Origin of the sequence: Haladaptatus salinisoli, assembly GCF_020614375.1 — an archaeon.
GTDB classification, from domain to species: domain Archaea; phylum Halobacteriota; class Halobacteria; order Halobacteriales; family Haladaptataceae; genus Haladaptatus; species Haladaptatus salinisoli.
Window position 1 is genome coordinate 1,303,036 of record NZ_CP085327.1, and the last position, 16,795, is coordinate 1,319,830.

Below are 16,795 nucleotides of genomic sequence, written 5' to 3' on the forward strand. Positions count from 1 at the left end.
GATCTTGTCGATGGTCTGCGGTAAAAACTCTCGCGTTTTACACGTCTTCGTCCGCACCGACGACGAGAAAGTCGGAGTAGAGGTACCGACGTCGACCGGAGTTCAGGCGTCGGCGTCGTCGATGTCGAAGTGACGCCCGCCGCGGGCGATGTCGAATCCCATGAAGCCGAACAAAGCGGCCGTGGCGAGCGATACGGCCAGCCACCAGAGTTCGTCTTCGGCGGCGAGGTTGGTGAGCAGGTACGACGCCGCGAAACAGAGGTAGCCCAGTCCGGCCAGTCTGTACCACTCGATTCGCCACGGGAGGTCGACGGTCGAGAGGACGAAGAGGAGACCGCTGAGCGCGCCCAGGGCGAACCGGACGAACGCCAATTCGTGCGCCAGCGCGTCGCCCCCGGAGCCGACGAGAAATTCCAGATACAAGAGGAGGAGAAACAGCCCGAGCCACCGGAACCAGCGCCGTTTCACGCCTCCCGTGGGGGCTCTAACGCTCGGCGCTCTGACGTTCGGCGCTTTCATGTCGTTCCGTTGGCGAACCGAGCGTAAATGTCTTGTCTCGCGAGGGATCGAACGAGGGTTTTCCTCCAACTTCCGGAACACTGATAGAAGCGCGGCGACTGTCGACGGACGTGCAACCCGCGACGCTCTGCTATCCCGTTCGGAACGAGCGCGTCCTGCTCATCCGCAAGAAGCGCGGCCTCGGCGCGGGGAAGTTCGTCGGCCCCGGCGGGAAAGTCGAGGACGGCGAGACGCCGCGCGAGGCGGCGGTTCGGGAGGTCGAAGAGGAGATCCGCGTGTCGGTGACCGACCCGACCAAGGTCGGCGAGTTCGAGTTCGTCTTCGGTGTTCGCGAGAGTGCCGCTCTCGGAAACTCGTTAGAACTCCGTTCTGACGGTGACGACACGCGGATGTTCGTCCACGTCTTCCGCGCCGAGGAGTTCGCCGGAACGCCCGAGGAAACGGCGGAGGCCGTCCCTCGATGGTTCGACTTCGAGGACGTGCCCTACGACGAGATGTGGGAGGACGACCGCCTCTGGATGCCCCACCTCTTCTCGGGCGAGACGTTCGCCGGACGGTTTCGGTTCGACGCCGAGGGAGAGACGCTGGTGGAACACGACCTGACCGTCGGCGTGGAGTTCTGAGGCGAGCGTTCGACGCCGCGCCCGCCTACCGCCGCCCGGTGTCGTACTTGTAGGTCGCGCTCTCGGGGTCGATGCCGAACTCCTCCGCCATCGAGTCGGTGTCCGTCTCCTCCGAACCGCCGGTCTCCCGGGGTCGGGCGTTCTTGAATCGCTCGCGCAGGCGGTCGGGCATCTCGAACGCCTCGACCGCGAGCACCATCGGCACCGCGTCGGGTTCGATGCGTTCTCGCTTGGTCTCGAGGCGGTCGCGCAGTTTGTCGGGCAACTCGTCGACGTCGATGACCTCGAAGCCGAACTGTCCGAGGAAGTCGGGCACGCCGACGAGGGCGTACACCTCCTCGAAGCCCTCGTCGCTCGCCTTGTCGATGAGGCGCTCGACGACGTGCGCGCCGACGCCCTGCCCGCGCCACGCTTCCACGACGCCGATGCTCGTCAGTTCGCAGATGTCGGGCGCGTCCTCCGGTTTGTGGATGCGGATTCGACCGAATCCGGCCTTCTCGTTCGACGTTTCGTCGATGGCGACGACGTAGTCCCGGGAACGGAAGGCGGTCTCGTCGAGCCCCATCGCCTCGATGTTGTCGAGTAGCCAGACCTCCTCTCTGTTTTTCGCGTCCCGGACGTACATGGTGAGAGATTCGCTGGCAGGGCGTAAAAAGGTGTGGCGATTCGGGACTCCGAGGGGACGACGCCGACCGTGGTGGGGTGATTGGACGCCGACTACAACTGCTCAAGCGACCGCAACTTCTGCTCCACGTCCGGCGGCGCGGCGCTCGGTCCGTCGCGCACCCGGTGGTCGGGAATCAGAATCGGCGCGGGGTTCTCGTCCAGCGCGGTTCGCACGAGTTGCAGGTCAGCCTCCTCCGTGTGGTCCAAACCGGACGTCATCCGGGTCAGCGTCTCCACGTTCACCTGCTCGCCGTAAGGCACCGCCCTGACCGCTTCGAGGACGCGCCGTCGGTCGGTCGGGAGCGTCAGCGCGACCTGCACGTCCTCGAAGTTGTCCTCCACGCCCTCCAGGTACGCGGCGATTCGGTCGAGAACGGGGTGGTCCGCTTCGGCGTCCTCGTCGGCCTCGCGGGGGAAGGTCACGCGCAGAACGCGCCCGCTCGCCACCCCAATCTGTACGGACCGCTCCAGATACGGCGACTCCCGCGCGTAGATTCCGGCGTTCTCGTCCATGGCGGGGGAAACGCCCCTCGGAAACTTCAAGATTCGTCCCCCGGACGCAAGTCTTATGTATAAACTAGTCCATTGATGTACGATAATGAACGCAGAAGGTGAACTCGCGCCCGCGGTCGAATCCATCCTTCGCGCCGCGCGGTCGCGCGGGACGCCCGACGCGCGGGACGGACGCGTCTCCATGGACGAGCGTTCGGTGCGCTCGTTCGCGGACGCGCTCGCTCGCGCGGAGGCGGACGGACGGGTTCCGCTCGTCGCGGAGGTGAAACCGACCAGTCCGACGACGGACGGAAGCAGGACCGACGACCCGGTCGAACTGGCCCGGAAGATGGTCGACGGCGGCGCGGCGGCGCTGTCGGTGCTCACCGAACCGGAGCACTTCGGCGGGTCGCCCGAGAGCCTGCGTCGAGTTCGGGAGGCGGTGGACGTGCCGGTCCTCCGGAAGGATTTCGTCCTACGGGAGGAGCAACTGGACGCGGTGGAAGCGGACGTCGTCCTCCTCATCGTGCGGTTCGTGGACGACCTCGGCGGACTGCTCGCCGCCGCCCGCGAGCGCGGCTTTCAGGTGCTCGTGGAGGTGCACACCCGCGACGAACTGGCCGAGGCCCTCGACGCGGGGGCGGAGATCGTCGGCGTGAACAACCGCGACCTCGCCAATCTCGACGTGGACCTCGACACCTTCGAGTCGGTCGCGCCCGCCGCGCCCGACGACGTGACGCTCGTCGCGGAGAGCGGAATCTCGACCCCCGAGGACGCCCGCCGGATGCGAGCGGCGGGGGCGGACGGCCTCCTCGTCGGGAGCGCCGTCATGGACGGGGACGTGACCGAGAACGCGCGGAGGTTGGTCGAGGCATGAGCGAGACGGAGCGGAAAACCGAGACCAAGTTCGGCGAGTACGGCGGCCAGTACGTCCCCGAGGTGCTGATGCCCGCCATCGAGGAGCTGCAGTCGGCCTACGAGCGCTACGTCCGGGAGAACGAGGACGGGTTCGTGGACGAGTTCCGCCGCCACCTCCGCGACTTCGGCGGGCGACCGACCCCGCTCCAGCGCGCCGACGCGCTGAGCGAGCGGTACGACCGCGACGTCTACCTGAAACGGGAGGACCTGCTCCACGGCGGGGCGCACAAGCTGAACAACGCGCTCGGGCAGGTGCTGCTGGCGAAGTACATGGGCAAAGACCGAATCGTCGCCGAGACGGGCGCGGGTCAGCACGGCACCGCGACGGCGATGGCCGCCGCCTACCTCGACGTCGACTGCGAGGTGTACATGGGCCGCACCGACATCAACCGCCAGCGCCCGAACGTCTTCCGGATGCGAACCCACGACGCCGAGGTGAACCCCGTCGACGCGGGTTCGGGAACGCTGAAGGAGGCCATCAACGAGACGATGCGCGACTGGGCGGCGAACGTCGAGGACACCCACTACGTCATCGGGAGCGTCGTCGGCCCGCACCCCTTCCCGCGGATGGTGCGCGACTTCCAGTCGGTCATCGGCGAGGAAGCCCGCGAGCAGATTCGAGAACGGGCGGGCAGACTGCCGGACGCCGTCCTCGCCTGCGCGGGCGGCGGGTCGAACACGATGGGCGCGTTCCACCGCTTCGTCGGCGACGAGGACGTGGCCCTCTACGCCGTCGAAGCGGGCGGTTCCGGCCTGACGGTGGACGAAGCCGAGGGCGTCGCTCCCCACTCCGCGTCGCTCGCCGCGGGCGAGGACGGCGTCCTCCACGGGGCCCGGACGAAGCTGCTCCAGAGCCGCGACGGCCAGATTCTCGAATCCCACAGCGTGAGCGCCGGACTCGACTACTCCGGCGTCGGCCCGGAGCTCGCCCACCTCGTCGAGACGGGGCGCGTGACGCCCGCGAGCGTCGGCGACGACGCGGCGCTCGAAGCGTTCCACCGCCTCTCGAAACTGGAGGGAATCATCCCCGCGCTGGAGTCGAGCCACGCGGTCGCGTACCTCGAAGAGGCCGAGGAGTTGGGCGACCTCGTCGTCGTCACCGTCTCCGGCCGGGGCGACAAGGACCTCGACACGGTCATCGAGGAGAGCGAGAAGCGCGGCATCGAGAGCGCGCCGGAGATGGGGGTCTTCGAGTGAACCTCGAATCGGCCTTTTCGGACGACCCGGCCCTGATTCCGTACGTCGTGGCGGGCGACCCCGACCCGGAGGCGACGAAGGAGTACGTTCGGGCGCTGGCGCGGGGCGGGGCGGACGTTATCGAACTCGGCCTCCCGTTCTCGGAACCCATCGCCGACGGGCCGACGATCCAGAACGCCATCCGGCGCGCGCTCGACGCCGGGATGACGCCCGACCGCTACCTCGAACTCGTCGCCGACCTCGACGTGGACGTACCCCTCGTCTGCATGACCTACTACAATCTCCTCTACCGGTTCGGAGACGGGGCCGGGGTCGAGTCGTTCGTCGAGGCGGGCGCGGACGCCGGACTGTCGGGTCTCATCGTCCCGGACCTCCCGGTCGAGGAGAGCGGGCCGCTCCGGGCGGCCTGCGACGAGCACGGACTCGACCTCGTGTTCATCGTCGCGCCGACGACCACGGACGAGCGCAGGGAGCGCATCCTGTCGCGCGCGTCGGGGTTCGTCTACGTGCAGGCGCGACTGGGAACGACGGGCGCGCAGGCGGACGTGAGCGGTGCGACCCACGAGAGCCTCTCGCGCCTCGCGGACGACGACCTGCCGAAGGCGGTCGGCTTCGGCGTGAGCGAGGGCGAACACGCCCGCGAAATCGTGGCGGCGGGCGCGGACGGCGTCGTCGTCGGGAGCGCCCTCGTGGATATCGTCGCGTCGGGCGAGAACGTCGCTGACCGCCTCGAAGCGAAAGCCGCGGAACTCAAATCCGGGGCGCGAGAAGGGAGGCACGAAGTACCGGAACCGGAACGCACTTGAAAACCGCTTGCCACACTTTCACATACTATGAACACAGGAACTGCGGCACGACTCGACCGCATCGGGCGCGACGGACGCTACGTCGTCGTCCCGATGGACCACGGAATCACGCTCGGAGCGGTACGCGGACTGAAGAACATCGAAACGACCATCGACGCGGTCACCCGGGGGGGTGCCGACGCCGTTCTCACGCAGAAGGGCGTCGCGCCGCGCGTCCACCCGAACAAGAACGGCGCGGGCTACGTCGTCCACCTGAACGCGTCGACGACCATCGGTCCGGACTCGAACGACAAACGAACGACCGGCACCGTCGAGGACGCCATCCGCGCCGGCGCGGACGCCGTCTCGTTTCACATCAACGTCGGGAGCAACCACGAACCGGAGCAGATGAGCGAACTCGCGCGGGTCTGTTCCGAGGCCGACCGATTCGGTCTCCCGGTGCTCGCCATGTCCTACGCGCGGGGGCCGGGCGTCGACGAGCACGACGCCGAGAGCCTCGGCCACGCGGTTCGACTCGCAGAGGAGGTCGGCGCGGACGTGGTGAAGACGGCGTACAGCGGCGACGCCGAGAGCTTCGAACGCGTCGTGGAATCGACGCGCCTCCCCGTCATCATCGCCGGCGGCACGCCCGAGAGCGACCGGACGACGCTCGCCGCGGTTCGCGGCGCGATGGACGCGGGCGCGGCGGGCGTCTCCATCGGGCGGTCGGTCTTCCAGCACGACGACCCGGCGGCCATCGCGCGGGCAGTGGCGGGCGTGGTGCACGACGACCTCTCCGCGGATGACGCGCTCGACGGGGCCGGACTCGCGGTGGAGGTTTGAGGTCGGCGCGGGGCGAAGCGACCGACGGCGCTCGAAGGAGTCGCCGTATCCGCCACGTTGAAGCCACCCCGATTCGACCGTGGAACTATGACACGCTCCGTGTGGTTGAAAGCCGACTCGGCGGTCGGCGACTGGGACGACCGACGCAGACGAATCACGACCGGACTGGAAGCAGGCGTCGACTGGGTGCTCGTGGACGAACACGACGTAGAGCGCGTCCGCGAACTCGGCGAGGTGAACGTCGCGGCGTTCCGCTCCGACGGCGACGTTCACGTGATGGACGTCGAGGCGGACGACGGCCCCGAGGTCGACGCGCGCATCGTCGGCAAGGACGGCGAGGGCGACGGGACGGTCGACCTCCCGTCCGACCTCTCCGGTTCCGCCGACCTCTCGACGCTCCGGCGGGACGGCGAAGCCGAGGGAGCCTACGTCCGAATACTGAGCGAGAAGTACGAAGCGTTCGCCGAGGCGGCGGCCGAGGAGGCGGCCTACACCGTCATCGTCGGTGAGGACTGGACCATCATCCCGCTCGAGAACCTCATCGCGCGAATCGGCGAGGAGACGGAACTGGTCGCGGGCGTCTCGAACGCCGAGGAGGCCCGAGCCGCGTTCGAGACGCTGGAACTCGGCGCCGACGCGGTGTTGCTGGACAGCGACGACCCCGACGAAATTCGCGCGACGATCGACGTTCGAGACGCCGCCGAGCGCGAGAAACTCGACCTCGAGTGGGCCGAGGTGCGAACCATCGAACGGACGGGGAGCGCCGACCGCGTCTGCGTCGACTCCGGGTCGCTGCTGGAACACGACGAGGGCATGCTCGTCGGGTCGATGTCGCGGGGGCTCTTTTTCGTCCACGCGGAGACCGCCGAATCGCCCTACGTCGCATCCCGGCCGTTTCGCGTGAACGCCGGGGCGGTTCACGCCTACGTCCGGACGCCCGACGGCGGGACGAAGTACCTCGCGGAACTGCAGAGCGGCGACGAGGTGCAGGTCGCCGATCTCGACGGGAACACGCGCGAGGCGGTGGTCGGACGGGTGAAGATAGAGAAGCGCCCGATGTTCCGACTCGAGGTCGAGACGGCGGACGGAGACCGCGTGGAGACGCTCCTCCAGAACGCGGAGACCATCAAGGTCGCGACGCGAGACGGGCGAAAAGCGGTGACCGACCTCGCGGAGGGCGACGAGGTGAAACTCCTCCTCGAAGGCGGCGCTCGGCACTTCGGCGAGCGCGTCGAGGAGAGCATCATCGAACAGTAGTTCGCCGGCGGTCGGTCTCTATTTCTCACTGTGCGGTCGCGTCGCGTTCGAGCGGGGCGGTACACCACTGGCAGAAATCGAGGTCTTCGTCCACTTCTCGGCCGCAGTTCGGACACTGCGTGCCGCGTCCGCCCGTGACGGCGGCGGCCCGGTTGCCGCGGAGGGCGGCCCAGTACGCGTCGAGGATGTTGCACAGTTGGACGACGAGAATCGGGAGGACGATGCTCGTCTTGAGGCCTTGCACGGCCTGTACGTAGGCCGACCAGCCCCCGGTTTCGACGCTCTGGAACGTTTGCTCCGGGATGAACACCATCGCCGTCGTCAGGGCGAAGCCGAACCAGAGAAGCGCGCGAAGCCACTGGCGCAGGTAGGCGTGGCCGAGTCCGGGGTAGACCAGCGCGAGCAGGGCCGCGAGCCACGGGCGCTTTCGGTTCCGCGTCACTAGCCGGGGATTGACGTTGAGTCGTTTTAAACCCTTCCGATACGTTTTCGACGAAACGACGACCCCAGTCCGCACGAAAACCGTACGCCGTGCCGGTTTCGCCCGCCGTTCGTCACCCGCCTAAATCGCGGACGAGGCGCGAGAGGGTCGTCAAATCGTACTGCCCCGGCGCGGTCGCGTCGGCCGAATCGAGGGGCGCGTAGCCGATTTTCGAGCCGTAGAGCGGCGCGACCGCCCGCGAGTGTTTGCCGACTTCGCCCATCGCCACGGTCGCCACGCGTCGCCCGCGCTCCGTCAGGTCGTCCGTGACCGCAAGCAGGTCGAGCACGTCGGAGCGGGTTCGGGCGGTGACCGCGAGCTTTCCCACGTCGGCGCGGTCGGTGGCGTCTTCCAGCAGTTCGCGCAGTTTCTCACGAGGGGGCGTCGTATCGAAGTCGTGCACCGAGGCGACGACCGCGGCGTCGTTCGCGCGGGCGCGCTCCGCGACCGCCGCGCCGCGCTCCCTGAACAGGCTCTCCAGTTCGACGTCGATTGCGACGACGGCGTCGCGCTCCGCCGCGGCGGCGAGGGCGTCCAGTCGCTCGTCGCCGGTCGCTTCGCCGCCCTCCCACGCCGCCCGGTTCGTGGCGAGAACCGGCAGGTCGCCGTCGTAAGCCGAGAGCGAGTCGAGCGGGTCGTCCGCCAGGTCCATCCGAAACTCAACGAGGTCGGCGTGGTCGCGGGCGCGGGGTTCCGCCCCGAGGTCGGCGGTGCTGGCCGCGAGGGCGAACGTGTCGAACTCCATGGCGGACGGTCGGCCCGCCCGAACAAAAGGTTACTCGAACGAACCGACTACTCGCGGTACGGTTCGTGGGTGGCGACGAACCGAGTGCCGTCGCGGGTCACGTCGGTCACCTCGTAGAATCGGATGTCGCGCTCCTGCGCCGTCTTGACCGGGAAGTCGTAGTGGCGGGAGTCGTACTTCAGCGTCCCGTCGTGCTCGCGGACGAACTCGCGGTGTTCGTCGAGTCGCGTACCGACGACGTCGCGCGAGAGTTCGGGCACCGACTCGACGCGCTCCTCGAAGACGCTCGTGAACTCTTCTTCCAGTTCGTAGCCCACCGAGTGGCGGCCGGCGACCATCGCCGCGAGCGAGGTGGTTCCGGTCCCCCAGAACGGGTCGAGGACGGTGTCGCCGTAGACCGAGAACATCGAGACGAGCCGGTAGGGAAGTTCGAACGGGAACGCCGCCGAACGCTCGCGCAGGTCGCCGTGGTCGAGTTCCTGTATCTCGCCGCGAACCTCGACCCAGAGGTCGGAGAACCACTCGTTGCGCTCCTCCCAGAAGTACGCCGACTCGTAGCGCCGGTCCGACCCCGGTTCGAGGTCGCGCGGGTCGCCGTTCCGGAAGACGAGCAGGTACTCGTGTTCGAGCGCGGTGTATGCGTTCGGCGGGAGCATCCCCGACCCCATGAACTTCGTCAGGCGGTTCGAGGGCTTGCGCCAGAGGATGTCCGGGAGGGGACGCAGGCCGCAGTCCCGCAGTCGGCCGAGCACCCGCGAGTGGTTCGGGAACAGCTGAAAGGTTCCGTCCACCTTCCGGGTCGCGTCGCCGACGTTTATCACCGCGATGCCGCCGGGCTTCAGCACGCGGACGAGCTCGGCCCAGACGGAAGCGAGTTCGTCGTGCATCAGCTCGAAGGCGGCGTCGCCGTCCTCGCGTTCCAGCGCCGATTCGATCTCGGGGTTCGACGCGGCGAACAGGTCGTCCCACATCTCTATCATGGGGTACGGCGGCGATGTGACGACGAGGTCTATCGAATCGTCCGGAAGCGAACTCCGACTCGCGTCGCCGACGTGAATCTCGTGCTCGGTTTCCATTGCGGTTGCTATCTGAACGTATCTGCGCACCGCAAAAACCTCTTTTCAAACCGGTCCGAGAAGATTACAGCGCGATCGTTCCTTCCTCGGCTTCGAGCAGTTCGTGGTAGCGGTTGCGGATGGTGACCTCGCTGATGTCGGCGACGTCGCTCACCTCGGCCTGCGTCGTCTTCTCGTTGGTGAGGAGGGCGGCGGCGTAGACGGCGGCGGCGGCGAGGCCGACCGGCGACTTCCCGCTGTGGACGCCCTGCTCTTTCGCGTTCCGCAGGAGTTCGCGGGCGCGGTGCTCGGACTCGTCCGAGAGGTCGAGACCGGACGCGAACCGCGGGACGTAGCTTTCGGGGTCGGCGGGTTTCACTTCGAGGCTGAGTTCGCGCACGACGTAGCGGTAGGTGCGCGCCACTTCGCTCTTATCGACGCGGCTCACGTCCGTTATCTCGTCCAGGCTGCGCGGGACGCCTGCCTGTCGGGCGGCGGCGTAGACGCAGGAAGTCGAGACGCCCTCGATGGAGCGTCCCGGCAGCAGGTCTTCGTTCAGCGCCCGGCGGTAGATGACGCTGGCCATCTCGCGGACGTTGTCCGGTAGCCCGAGGGCCGAGGCCATCCGGTCGATCTCGCCCAGCGCCTGCTTGAGGTTGCGCTCCTTCGAATCGCGCGTGCGGAACCGCTCGTTCCACTTTCGGAGTCGCTGCATCTTCTCGCGCTGGCGCGACCCCAACGAGTTCCCGTAGGCGTCCTTGTTCCGCCAGTCGATGTTGGTCGAGAGCCCCTTGTCGTGCATCGTGTTCGTCGTCGGCGCGCCGACGCGGGACTTCTCGTTCTTCTCCTTCGCGTCGAAGGCGCGCCACTCCGGCCCGCGGTCGACGTTGTCCTCTTCGACGACCAGTCCGCAGTCCTGACAGACGGTCTCGCCGTGGCCCGAGTCCGCGATGAGCTTACCGCTACACTCGGGACAGCTCTGTCCTCCGGTTCGTTCTTCCTCTACTTCCGTTTCCTCGGTTCTCGTTCGGATTGACGTATTTGGCATGGTGAGTACCCCCAGTGTGGGAGAGCGTCGGCTACCGGGCAGGGAAAACCTGTAAAACCCGGATTCCGCGTAGTCTTAACGTGCCGTTATGACGAAAAGTACTTAAAGGCTTCGTTTTTGGCTCCGTTTGGGTTCGTGAAACAGTCTCACGGGCCGTGAAATCGCCGTCCCGCGTCGAGCGAACGAAATGTTTAAGCACCCATTTCCGGCCGGTAAGGAGGCGTTTACCCCGCCCAGAACGAATCGTTTACTCCTCCTCGGACGAACGTGGTACCGATGGCTCCGAATCGCGTCGTCTCGCTCGCCCCGAGCGCGACCGAAATCCTCCGTGCGCTCGGGGCGAGCGACCGGCTGGCGGGCGTCACGCACCACTGCCCGGCCGACGCGCCGGCCGTCGGCGGCTGGCTGAACCCCGACTTCGAGGCTGTGGAGGCGCGCGACCCGGATCTCGTGCTCACCGTCGACCCGCTACAGGCGGACGTGCGCGACGAACTTCGAGAGCGCGGACACCGCGTCGTCCACGTCGAACCGGGAACGCTCGACGAGGTGGTCGAGTCGTTCGGCGCGCTCGGACGCGCGGTCGGGAAGCCGCGGGCGGGTCGCGACCTCGTGCGGCGAGCGCGGAACCGAATCCGACGCGTCCGCCGACTGGTCGCGGGACGCGACCGGCCCGTCGTCTACTGCGAGGAGTGGTCCGACCCGCCGACCGCCGCCGGAAACTGGGTTCCCGACGCGGTCGAAGTCGCCGGCGGTCGGTACCCGTTCCGCGCGCCGGGCGAGCGGTCGCGGGAGGTCGGACGGGGGACGGTCGAGGACGCCGAACCGGAACACGTCTTCCTCCACGTCTGCGGCCGCGGCGAACGAAGCGACCCCCGGGCCGTGACCGAACGCGACTGGGAGATACCCGCGCTCGAACGCGACGCGGTTCACGTGTTGGACGACTCCGCGCTGAACCAGCCGAGTCCGCGATTGTTGGACGGAATCGAGACGATGGCCGCGACGCTCCACCCCGACGCGACGGAGTAGCAACAGCCAAGTCCGGTCGGAAACTGGAGGCGGACATGCGAGTCGGCGTAGGCAGTCGAAATCCCGTGAAGGTCGCCGCCGTCGAAGCCGTCTTCGACGCCCGCGAGGCGCGGGTCGAACCGGTCGTCATCGAGTCGGTCGCGGTCGAGTCGGGCGTCGCCGAACAACCGGTGGGCGAGCGCGAGACGCTCGCGGGCGCGGAGAACCGCGCCCGCCGCGCCGCCGTCGGACGCGACCTCGGCGTCGGACTCGAAGGCGGCGTGAGCGACGTTCCCGACGCGGACGGCCTCTACCTCACCATGTGGGCCGCCGTGACGGACGGGGAGACGACGGGGCGCGGGAGCGGCCCGCGCCTGCAACTCCCCGAATCGGTCGCCCGCCGGATCCGAGACGGGGAGGAACTCGGTCCCGTCATGGACGACGCGCTCGGCGAGTCGGACGTGGCGAAAAAGCAGGGTGCGGCGGGGGCGCTCACCGACGGCATCATCGACCGGCAGGAAGCGCTGGAACACGCGGTCGCCGGTGCGCTCGCCCCGTTCGTCACCGACTTCTACGACCGAGGGTGATTCGCGGAGCGACACGCTGATACGTTCCGTTGGTGCGTCGGCGGATGCGCGTCGCCGAACGGGAGGGCTGCGACCTCGTCGTCGGAGCGACTCGGTTCGCCAGCACTAGCCAAAACAACGTGGAACGACAGGGTCTGAAACTCGCGTACACGAAATCGGTATGGATGTGAGCCCGTTCGGGCCGCCGCGAGACGGAGAGAGCCGGGTTAGTCGTCCAGCGACGCCGGGTCGGACTCCACCGACACTTCCCTCCCTTCCTCGACCGCCTGCGTGAGCGAGACGTTGAGCGAGAACATCGAACCGACGCCGCCGACGAGGGTGACGATGTTCTTCACCGCGTGGTCCAAGATGGCCGCGCCGAACGCCACCGGCCACGAAACGGGCGTCAGGCCGGCGACGAAGACGGTGAACGCCGCCTCGTACAGGCCGACGCCGCCGGGGGAGAGCGGGAGCACCTTGGCGAGGTTCCCGACGCTCACCGCGAAGAAGCCGACGGCGACCAGCGTCACGGGATCGAGCGCGACGCCCTCGAAGGCCATCAGCACGAGGATGGCCGTCAGCACGTCGAGCGTCCAGATGGCGAGGCTGCTCGCTCCGACGCGGGCGAACGCGCTTCGGTCGCTCGCCACGGTCTGCACGTCGCCCGTGAACCGTTCGATGACGCCGGCCACGTGGTCGGCGTAGGAGTCGGAACTCACCTTCGTCACGGCCGCGCGGACGAGGTTCCGGTCGGAGCGCGCGCTGGCGACGATGACCGCGACCGCCGCGAACGCAGCGCCGCCGACGCCCGCCGCGACGTACACCGCCGTGCGCGCCGCTTGCTTGTTCTCCGCGCCCGTAATCGCCGGCACGATTTCGGCGGCCTGCCCCGTCACGGTCAACCCGAGCAGGACGGTTCCGGCCATGACCGTGATTGTGAGCAGGTCGAAGACGCGCTCCACGGCGAGCGACGCGAATCCCGAGGGGTACGGTATCCCGCGACGCGCCTTCACGACGTACGCGCGCACCGCGTCACCGGCGCGAGCGGGGAACACGAGGTTCCCCGTCTGGCTGATGAATATCGCCCCGGTGAGGAAGCCGACCTGCTCCGTGAAGCCGAGTTCTTCGAGGATATCCCGGTAGCGGACGCCGCGAAGGGGCCACGAGACGATGTAGATGAGCGCCGCGACGCCGACGAGCGCGGGGTTCGCCCGCGCCATCTGGTTGAGCACTTCCGCCATGGGAAGGTATCGACCCATCAGCAGGACGGCGATGACGGTCATCAGAACGCCCACCGCGATGGACACCCGGCGGGTGATGCGCGGCTGGACGGAGAACTCCCACCAGCACCGGCCTATCTGACTACCCATGCCGAACACGTCGCGCACGAGGTCGACTTTCGTGTCGCCTTTCGGCGTCCAATCGACCGCGAACTCCTTGATGCGGTACCCCTTGCGCTGTGCGCGCACGAGCACCTCCGTGTCCCAGAACCAGTGGTTGTCCTCGACTCCGTCCAACACGGCGAACAGCGCATCGCGGTCGAACGCCTTGAACCCGCACTGGTGGTCGCGCAGGTCGGAACGGAGGAAAAAGCGCGTCAGACCGTTGAAGCCGCGACTGGCGAAGTCGCGCTTCGCCGGTCGGTCGGCCACGTTTTCGGGCATCCACCGCGAACCGGTGGCGAAGTCGTACTCGCCGGAGCGAACGCTCTCGACGAGTTCTTCCAGATGCCGCATGTCCGTCGCCAGATCGGTATCGAAGTAGACCAGCGTCCCACCGTTCGCGGCTTCGAACGCGTGATTCAGCGCTCCCCCGCGCCCCAGTCGTTCGTCGCTGTGGAAGTGGCGGACTCGGTCGTCCCTTTCGGCCATCTGATCCGCGATTTCCGGCGTTCGGTCGTCACAGCCGTCCTCGGCGACGATCACCTCGAAGCTATCGGACGGCAGGAATGATTCTAACGTGTCGAGGGTCGTCTCGACGGTGTTCTCGATGGTCGCCTCCTCGTTGTACGCGGGGAGGACGACGCTCACCTCTACGGAACCACCGCTCATTAGTAAAATCCCACTTCGCCACGCCGTAAGTAGCTTCTGGGCCAATCGGTGTCACGAGGCGGACGTTAACCAACCGTACCAACCCGCCCCGCGGAGCAGGTTAATTTCACCCTCATTGACGAGGAAATCACGAGACGGAGAGGTGTTAACCACTCGTACCAAATTCACTAAGAGAGTATCCGTTCTCTGTAGAGACATGAGCACGACGACTGCTGGCACGGCCGCACTCACCGACAAGCAACAGCGCATCCTCCGCTACCTCCGCGAGAACGGCGAGACGAAGACGTACTTCAAATCCCGACTCATCGGAAGCGACCTCGGACTCACGGCGAAGGAGGTCGGGACGAACATGACCGCCATCGCCGACGGCGATTTCGACGTGGACGTCGAGAAGTGGGGCTACTCCTCGTCGACCACGTGGAAGGTCGAAGCTTAATCGATACTCGTCAACTCCTCGACCGCGGGAATTTCCTCGCTCTCGGTCGTTATCTGGTTCATCCGCTGGCCGTGTTTTTCGGTCGCGTAACCGACCAGTTCGGTCGGAGACGGCCCCGGCCCGTCCTCGTCGCGGTCCGGAATGGTCGCCTGCACGAGCGGGAGGAGTTCGTCGATGGTCGCCCGCAGGTCGTCGACATCGATCGCGCCCGACGCGACCAGTTCCTTCAGTTTCGACATTCCGAAGCCGACGTGGCGACCCTCGTCGCCGCGAATCTTCGTCAACCCCTCGATCAGTCCGGGTAACGCGGGAATCTCGGGGTGGCTCTCGTCGTCGTAAGAGCGAGTTAAACCGTAGTACCCCGTCTGGGCGAGGATGCCCTCGATGGTGAGGTGGTAGTGACAGTACGCCACCGCCCGGTTCTCGGGCGTGTCGTCGTCCAGCAATCGGTTCATCGCGGCTTCGTTGCGTTCGAACAGTTCGACGTACTCCTCGTTGAACCACCGGTCTTCCGTCGGCGAGGACCGTTCCTGTCCCCGACGCTCCTCCTCGGCGTTGACGACCTCGTTCCAGTAGCGGTCGAAGAAGTCCGCGTGCTTCGCCTCCTCGTACAACTGCGTCGTAACGAACAACTGATCTTCCACGTCGTCCAGCGCGACGGCGAGCGGCGCGAGATCCTCCGTGACGGCCCGTTCGCCCGCGCCGAAGCGGGCGAGCGTCCGCTTGAGGCCGAAGAAGACGTCGTCTAGGTCGGCGACGGCGGCGAGGTCGGCGGCGAGGTCGATGTCGTGAGGGTCCCAATGTCGTTCGACGGCGTTTCGATAGTACCGAAACGAGCGGGCGGCGTGGTCTAGTTGCATCGGTTCGACGTTGGAACTCAAAGAAAATCAGTTTACGCCCCGTATGGACGGCGGTTTACGGGTCGAACGAGATGAGACCCGCCGCCTCGCCGGCGAACGTCTCGGCGTTCGCGTCGAACGAGTCGGCGTACCGAACGAGCAGGGTGATGAGCGTCTCCGGGCGACGGACGGCGTAGCCGTCCTCCCGCGAGAGCAGCCCCTTCTCCTCCAGGTCGGCGGCGTACTTGCTCACCGTCGGACGGGAGACGTCGAGCGCGGCCGCGAGGTCGCCGCCGGTCGCCGCCGGGTTGCGGAGCAGTTCGATGAGCATCCCGCGGGCGGTGTCGCGGCGGAGGTAGCCGAGCGCAACCTGTTCGAACGCGGAGAACTTCCCGGCGGGGAAGAATCGTCGGTAGTCGCCGTCCCGGTGGCTCTCGACGACGCCCAGCTCGACGAGTTGGCGGAGGTGGTGTTGCGTCTCGCCGGTCCCGAGTTGGAGGTCGTCGCGCACCTTCGAGAAGTGAGCACCCGGCGTAGTGGAGACGTAGCCCGCGATAGCGTCGCGGGCCTCGCTACGCTCACCCGAGGGGTTCGCGTCGGCGAGTTTCGTCAGCGGCGTCGCCGCCCCGAGAACCGCGAAACGGCGGAGGGTGGCGCGCTTATTTTCATCCACGTTACCGCGTTCAACCATCTGTACAGGTATACAACTGGGGGACGTAAAATAGCTTCGTTTGGGCGGACAATTACAACCGAGTGGTGACGAGCAACGCCAGAAGCACGACCGGAATCACCACGTCGGTCAGCAGAATCGCGCCCGCGTTTCCCGGCGCTCGGTTATCGGTGGTTCGTATCTCTCGGAGGTGAACGGCCGCGGCTCCGAGCATGAACACCGAAATCCCCACGACGGTCGCCGTCCAAAATCCGTCGCGAAGCCAAAAACAGAGCACCCCGAGCGTACCGAACGCGAGGTTGGCGAACGCGACCTCCTCCTGGAACGGATTGCCCACGGGCCAACCGATGTAGGCCGCGATGTCGTCCGACCGAAAGTAGTGGCCGAGAAACGCCCAGATACCCTGTACCCCCACGGTCACCACCAGAAACCAGCGGAGGAACGTCTCCGCGAACGGGTATCCCCACGCGCCGACCTGAATCGCCCCGGCGATGAGAGCGACGAGAGGGAAGACGAGGGGTTGTAACCGCCCGACGGTAGTCGTTTCCGCGTCGACGCGTGCGTTCGCCATAGACCGACCGTACGACGAGGGAGGACGT

The 16,795-nt window shown here is 67.1% G+C and carries 20 protein-coding genes; 9 read left to right on the forward strand and 11 right to left on the reverse strand.

Features of this window, described 5'->3' with window-relative positions; translation table 11 throughout:
- Positions 1 to 102: 102 nt before the first annotated feature.
- Entirely contained in the window at positions 103 to 519 is a 417-nt protein-coding gene (locus LIX00_RS07115) for a DUF7994 family protein (protein ID WP_227355508.1), read from the reverse strand.
- Between the two features lie 110 nt (positions 520 to 629).
- Here LIX00_RS07115 and LIX00_RS07120 point away from each other — a divergent pair, with 110 nt between their 5' ends.
- Positions 630 to 1,142, forward strand: coding sequence for an 8-oxo-dGTP diphosphatase (locus LIX00_RS07120; RefSeq protein WP_227355509.1), 513 nt, complete (start codon positions 630 to 632; stop codon positions 1,140 to 1,142).
- Positions 1,143 to 1,167: 25 nt separating this feature from the next.
- On the opposite strand, the gene LIX00_RS07125 is transcribed toward LIX00_RS07120, so the two are convergent.
- Together LIX00_RS07125 and LIX00_RS07130 are read right to left on the reverse strand one after the other, a co-directional pair.
- Complete coding sequence (locus LIX00_RS07125; RefSeq protein ID WP_227355510.1) at positions 1,168 to 1,767, reverse strand: GNAT family N-acetyltransferase; 600 nt, start codon at positions 1,765 to 1,767, stop codon at positions 1,168 to 1,170.
- Positions 1,768 to 1,859: 92 nt separating this feature from the next.
- Positions 1,860 to 2,321 carry an MGMT family protein gene (locus tag LIX00_RS07130; RefSeq protein WP_227355511.1) on the reverse strand — a complete coding sequence of 154 codons (462 nt, stop codon included), beginning with the start codon at positions 2,319 to 2,321 and terminating at the stop codon, positions 1,860 to 1,862.
- 85 nt (positions 2,322 to 2,406) lie between these two features.
- Here LIX00_RS07130 and trpC point away from each other — a divergent pair, with 85 nt between their 5' ends.
- The 5 genes from trpC to LIX00_RS07155 all read left to right on the forward strand — a co-directional run bounded on the left by trpC (position 2,407) and on the right by LIX00_RS07155 (position 7,300).
- Positions 2,407 to 3,177: an indole-3-glycerol phosphate synthase gene (gene trpC, locus LIX00_RS07135; protein WP_227355512.1), complete on the forward strand. Its 771-nt coding sequence runs from the start codon at positions 2,407 to 2,409 to the stop codon at positions 3,175 to 3,177.
- Positions 3,174 to 4,415, forward strand: a complete 1,242-nt coding sequence (trpB, locus tag LIX00_RS07140; protein WP_227355513.1) for a tryptophan synthase subunit beta — start codon at positions 3,174 to 3,176, stop codon at positions 4,413 to 4,415. The genes trpC and trpB overlap by 4 nt, the downstream gene beginning before the upstream one ends.
- On the forward strand, positions 4,412 to 5,221 hold the full coding sequence (gene trpA, locus LIX00_RS07145; protein WP_227355514.1) for a tryptophan synthase subunit alpha: 810 nt from the start codon (positions 4,412 to 4,414) through the stop codon (positions 5,219 to 5,221). The genes trpB and trpA overlap by 4 nt, the downstream gene beginning before the upstream one ends.
- Positions 5,222 to 5,248: 27 nt before the next feature.
- Positions 5,249 to 6,043 carry a 2-amino-3,7-dideoxy-D-threo-hept-6-ulosonate synthase gene (locus LIX00_RS07150; RefSeq protein ID WP_227355515.1) on the forward strand — a complete coding sequence of 265 codons (795 nt, stop codon included), beginning with the start codon at positions 5,249 to 5,251 and terminating at the stop codon, positions 6,041 to 6,043.
- 87 nt (positions 6,044 to 6,130) lie between these two features.
- Positions 6,131 to 7,300 (forward strand): 3-dehydroquinate synthase II, encoded by a 1,170-nt coding sequence (locus LIX00_RS07155; protein ID WP_227355516.1) that lies wholly within the window; start codon positions 6,131 to 6,133, stop codon positions 7,298 to 7,300.
- A gap of 25 nt (positions 7,301 to 7,325) precedes the next feature.
- Here LIX00_RS07155 and LIX00_RS07160 read toward each other — a convergent pair whose 3' ends face one another.
- The 4 genes from LIX00_RS07160 to LIX00_RS07175 form a co-directional block, all read right to left on the reverse strand.
- Complete coding sequence (locus LIX00_RS07160; protein ID WP_227355517.1) at positions 7,326 to 7,742, reverse strand: zinc ribbon domain-containing protein; 417 nt, start codon at positions 7,740 to 7,742, stop codon at positions 7,326 to 7,328.
- 112 nt (positions 7,743 to 7,854) lie between these two features.
- A complete protein-coding gene (locus LIX00_RS07165; protein WP_227355518.1) occupies positions 7,855 to 8,526 on the reverse strand; it encodes a type I 3-dehydroquinate dehydratase in 672 nt (223 codons plus the stop codon).
- Between the two features lie 47 nt (positions 8,527 to 8,573).
- Positions 8,574 to 9,602 (reverse strand): DNA-methyltransferase, encoded by a 1,029-nt coding sequence (locus LIX00_RS07170; protein ID WP_227355519.1) that lies wholly within the window; start codon positions 9,600 to 9,602, stop codon positions 8,574 to 8,576.
- 64 nt (positions 9,603 to 9,666) lie between these two features.
- A complete protein-coding gene (locus LIX00_RS07175) occupies positions 9,667 to 10,629 on the reverse strand; it encodes a transcription initiation factor IIB (RefSeq protein WP_227355520.1) in 963 nt (320 codons plus the stop codon).
- 276 nt (positions 10,630 to 10,905) lie between these two features.
- Here LIX00_RS07175 and LIX00_RS07180 point away from each other — a divergent pair, with 276 nt between their 5' ends.
- Both LIX00_RS07180 and yjjX read left to right on the forward strand, forming a co-directional pair.
- Entirely contained in the window at positions 10,906 to 11,655 is a 750-nt protein-coding gene (locus LIX00_RS07180) for a cobalamin-binding protein (protein WP_227355521.1), read from the forward strand.
- A 35-nt stretch (positions 11,656 to 11,690) separates the two neighbouring features.
- Complete coding sequence (yjjX, locus tag LIX00_RS07185; protein WP_227355522.1) at positions 11,691 to 12,221, forward strand: inosine/xanthosine triphosphatase; 531 nt, start codon at positions 11,691 to 11,693, stop codon at positions 12,219 to 12,221.
- A gap of 206 nt (positions 12,222 to 12,427) precedes the next feature.
- Here the strand turns inward: yjjX and LIX00_RS07190 are convergent, their stop codons facing one another.
- A complete protein-coding gene (locus tag LIX00_RS07190; RefSeq protein WP_227355523.1) occupies positions 12,428 to 14,251 on the reverse strand; it encodes a flippase-like domain-containing protein in 1,824 nt (607 codons plus the stop codon).
- A gap of 196 nt (positions 14,252 to 14,447) precedes the next feature.
- On the opposite strand from LIX00_RS07190, the gene LIX00_RS07195 reads away from it, so the two are divergent.
- Positions 14,448 to 14,687: a DUF7123 family protein gene (locus tag LIX00_RS07195; RefSeq protein WP_227355524.1), complete on the forward strand. Its 240-nt coding sequence runs from the start codon at positions 14,448 to 14,450 to the stop codon at positions 14,685 to 14,687.
- Here LIX00_RS07195 and LIX00_RS07200 read toward each other — a convergent pair.
- The 3 genes from LIX00_RS07200 to LIX00_RS07210 are packed head-to-tail and all read right to left on the reverse strand — an operon-like array spanning position 14,684 to position 16,767.
- Positions 14,684 to 15,547: a ferritin family protein gene (locus LIX00_RS07200; RefSeq protein WP_227355525.1), complete on the reverse strand. Its 864-nt coding sequence runs from the start codon at positions 15,545 to 15,547 to the stop codon at positions 14,684 to 14,686. The two genes, LIX00_RS07195 and LIX00_RS07200, sit on opposite strands and share 4 nt — an antisense overlap.
- Before the next feature lie 55 nt (positions 15,548 to 15,602).
- Positions 15,603 to 16,217: a winged helix-turn-helix transcriptional regulator gene (locus LIX00_RS07205; RefSeq protein ID WP_227355526.1), complete on the reverse strand. Its 615-nt coding sequence runs from the start codon at positions 16,215 to 16,217 to the stop codon at positions 15,603 to 15,605.
- A gap of 52 nt (positions 16,218 to 16,269) precedes the next feature.
- The gene (locus LIX00_RS07210) at positions 16,270 to 16,767 is read right to left on the reverse strand and encodes a DUF6790 family protein (RefSeq protein ID WP_227355527.1); all 498 of its coding nucleotides are present in this window, start codon (positions 16,765 to 16,767) and stop codon (positions 16,270 to 16,272) included.
- Positions 16,768 to 16,795: the final 28 nt, after the last annotated feature.

Bases quoted from the DNA above. Each gene is read 5' to 3' on its own strand.
- LIX00_RS07150 (WP_227355515.1), top strand. From the start codon at position 5,249: ATGAACACAGGAACTGCGGCACGACTCGACCGCATCGGGCGCGACGGA.
- trpC (WP_227355512.1), top strand. From the start codon at position 2,407: ATGAACGCAGAAGGTGAACTCGCGCCCGCGGTCGAATCCATCCTTCGC.
- yjjX (WP_227355522.1), top strand. From the start codon at position 11,691: ATGCGAGTCGGCGTAGGCAGTCGAAATCCCGTGAAGGTCGCCGCCGTC.
- LIX00_RS07130 (WP_227355511.1), bottom strand. From the start codon at position 2,321: ATGGACGAGAACGCCGGAATCTACGCGCGGGAGTCGCCGTATCTGGAG.
- trpB (WP_227355513.1), top strand. From the start codon at position 3,174: ATGAGCGAGACGGAGCGGAAAACCGAGACCAAGTTCGGCGAGTACGGC.
- LIX00_RS07175 (WP_227355520.1), bottom strand. From the start codon at position 10,629: ATGCCAAATACGTCAATCCGAACGAGAACCGAGGAAACGGAAGTAGAG.
- LIX00_RS07210 (WP_227355527.1), bottom strand. From the start codon at position 16,767: ATGGCGAACGCACGCGTCGACGCGGAAACGACTACCGTCGGGCGGTTA.
- LIX00_RS07195 (WP_227355524.1), top strand. From the start codon at position 14,448: ATGAGCACGACGACTGCTGGCACGGCCGCACTCACCGACAAGCAACAG.
- LIX00_RS07125 (WP_227355510.1), bottom strand. From the start codon at position 1,767: ATGTACGTCCGGGACGCGAAAAACAGAGAGGAGGTCTGGCTACTCGAC.
- LIX00_RS07190 (WP_227355523.1), bottom strand. From the start codon at position 14,251: ATGAGCGGTGGTTCCGTAGAGGTGAGCGTCGTCCTCCCCGCGTACAAC.
- LIX00_RS07205 (WP_227355526.1), bottom strand. From the start codon at position 16,217: ATGGTTGAACGCGGTAACGTGGATGAAAATAAGCGCGCCACCCTCCGC.
- LIX00_RS07165 (WP_227355518.1), bottom strand. From the start codon at position 8,526: ATGGAGTTCGACACGTTCGCCCTCGCGGCCAGCACCGCCGACCTCGGG.
- LIX00_RS07115 (WP_227355508.1), bottom strand. From the start codon at position 519: ATGAAAGCGCCGAACGTCAGAGCGCCGAGCGTTAGAGCCCCCACGGGA.
- LIX00_RS07180 (WP_227355521.1), top strand. From the start codon at position 10,906: ATGGCTCCGAATCGCGTCGTCTCGCTCGCCCCGAGCGCGACCGAAATC.
- LIX00_RS07200 (WP_227355525.1), bottom strand. From the start codon at position 15,547: ATGCAACTAGACCACGCCGCCCGCTCGTTTCGGTACTATCGAAACGCC.
- LIX00_RS07170 (WP_227355519.1), bottom strand. From the start codon at position 9,602: ATGGAAACCGAGCACGAGATTCACGTCGGCGACGCGAGTCGGAGTTCG.
- LIX00_RS07155 (WP_227355516.1), top strand. From the start codon at position 6,131: ATGACACGCTCCGTGTGGTTGAAAGCCGACTCGGCGGTCGGCGACTGG.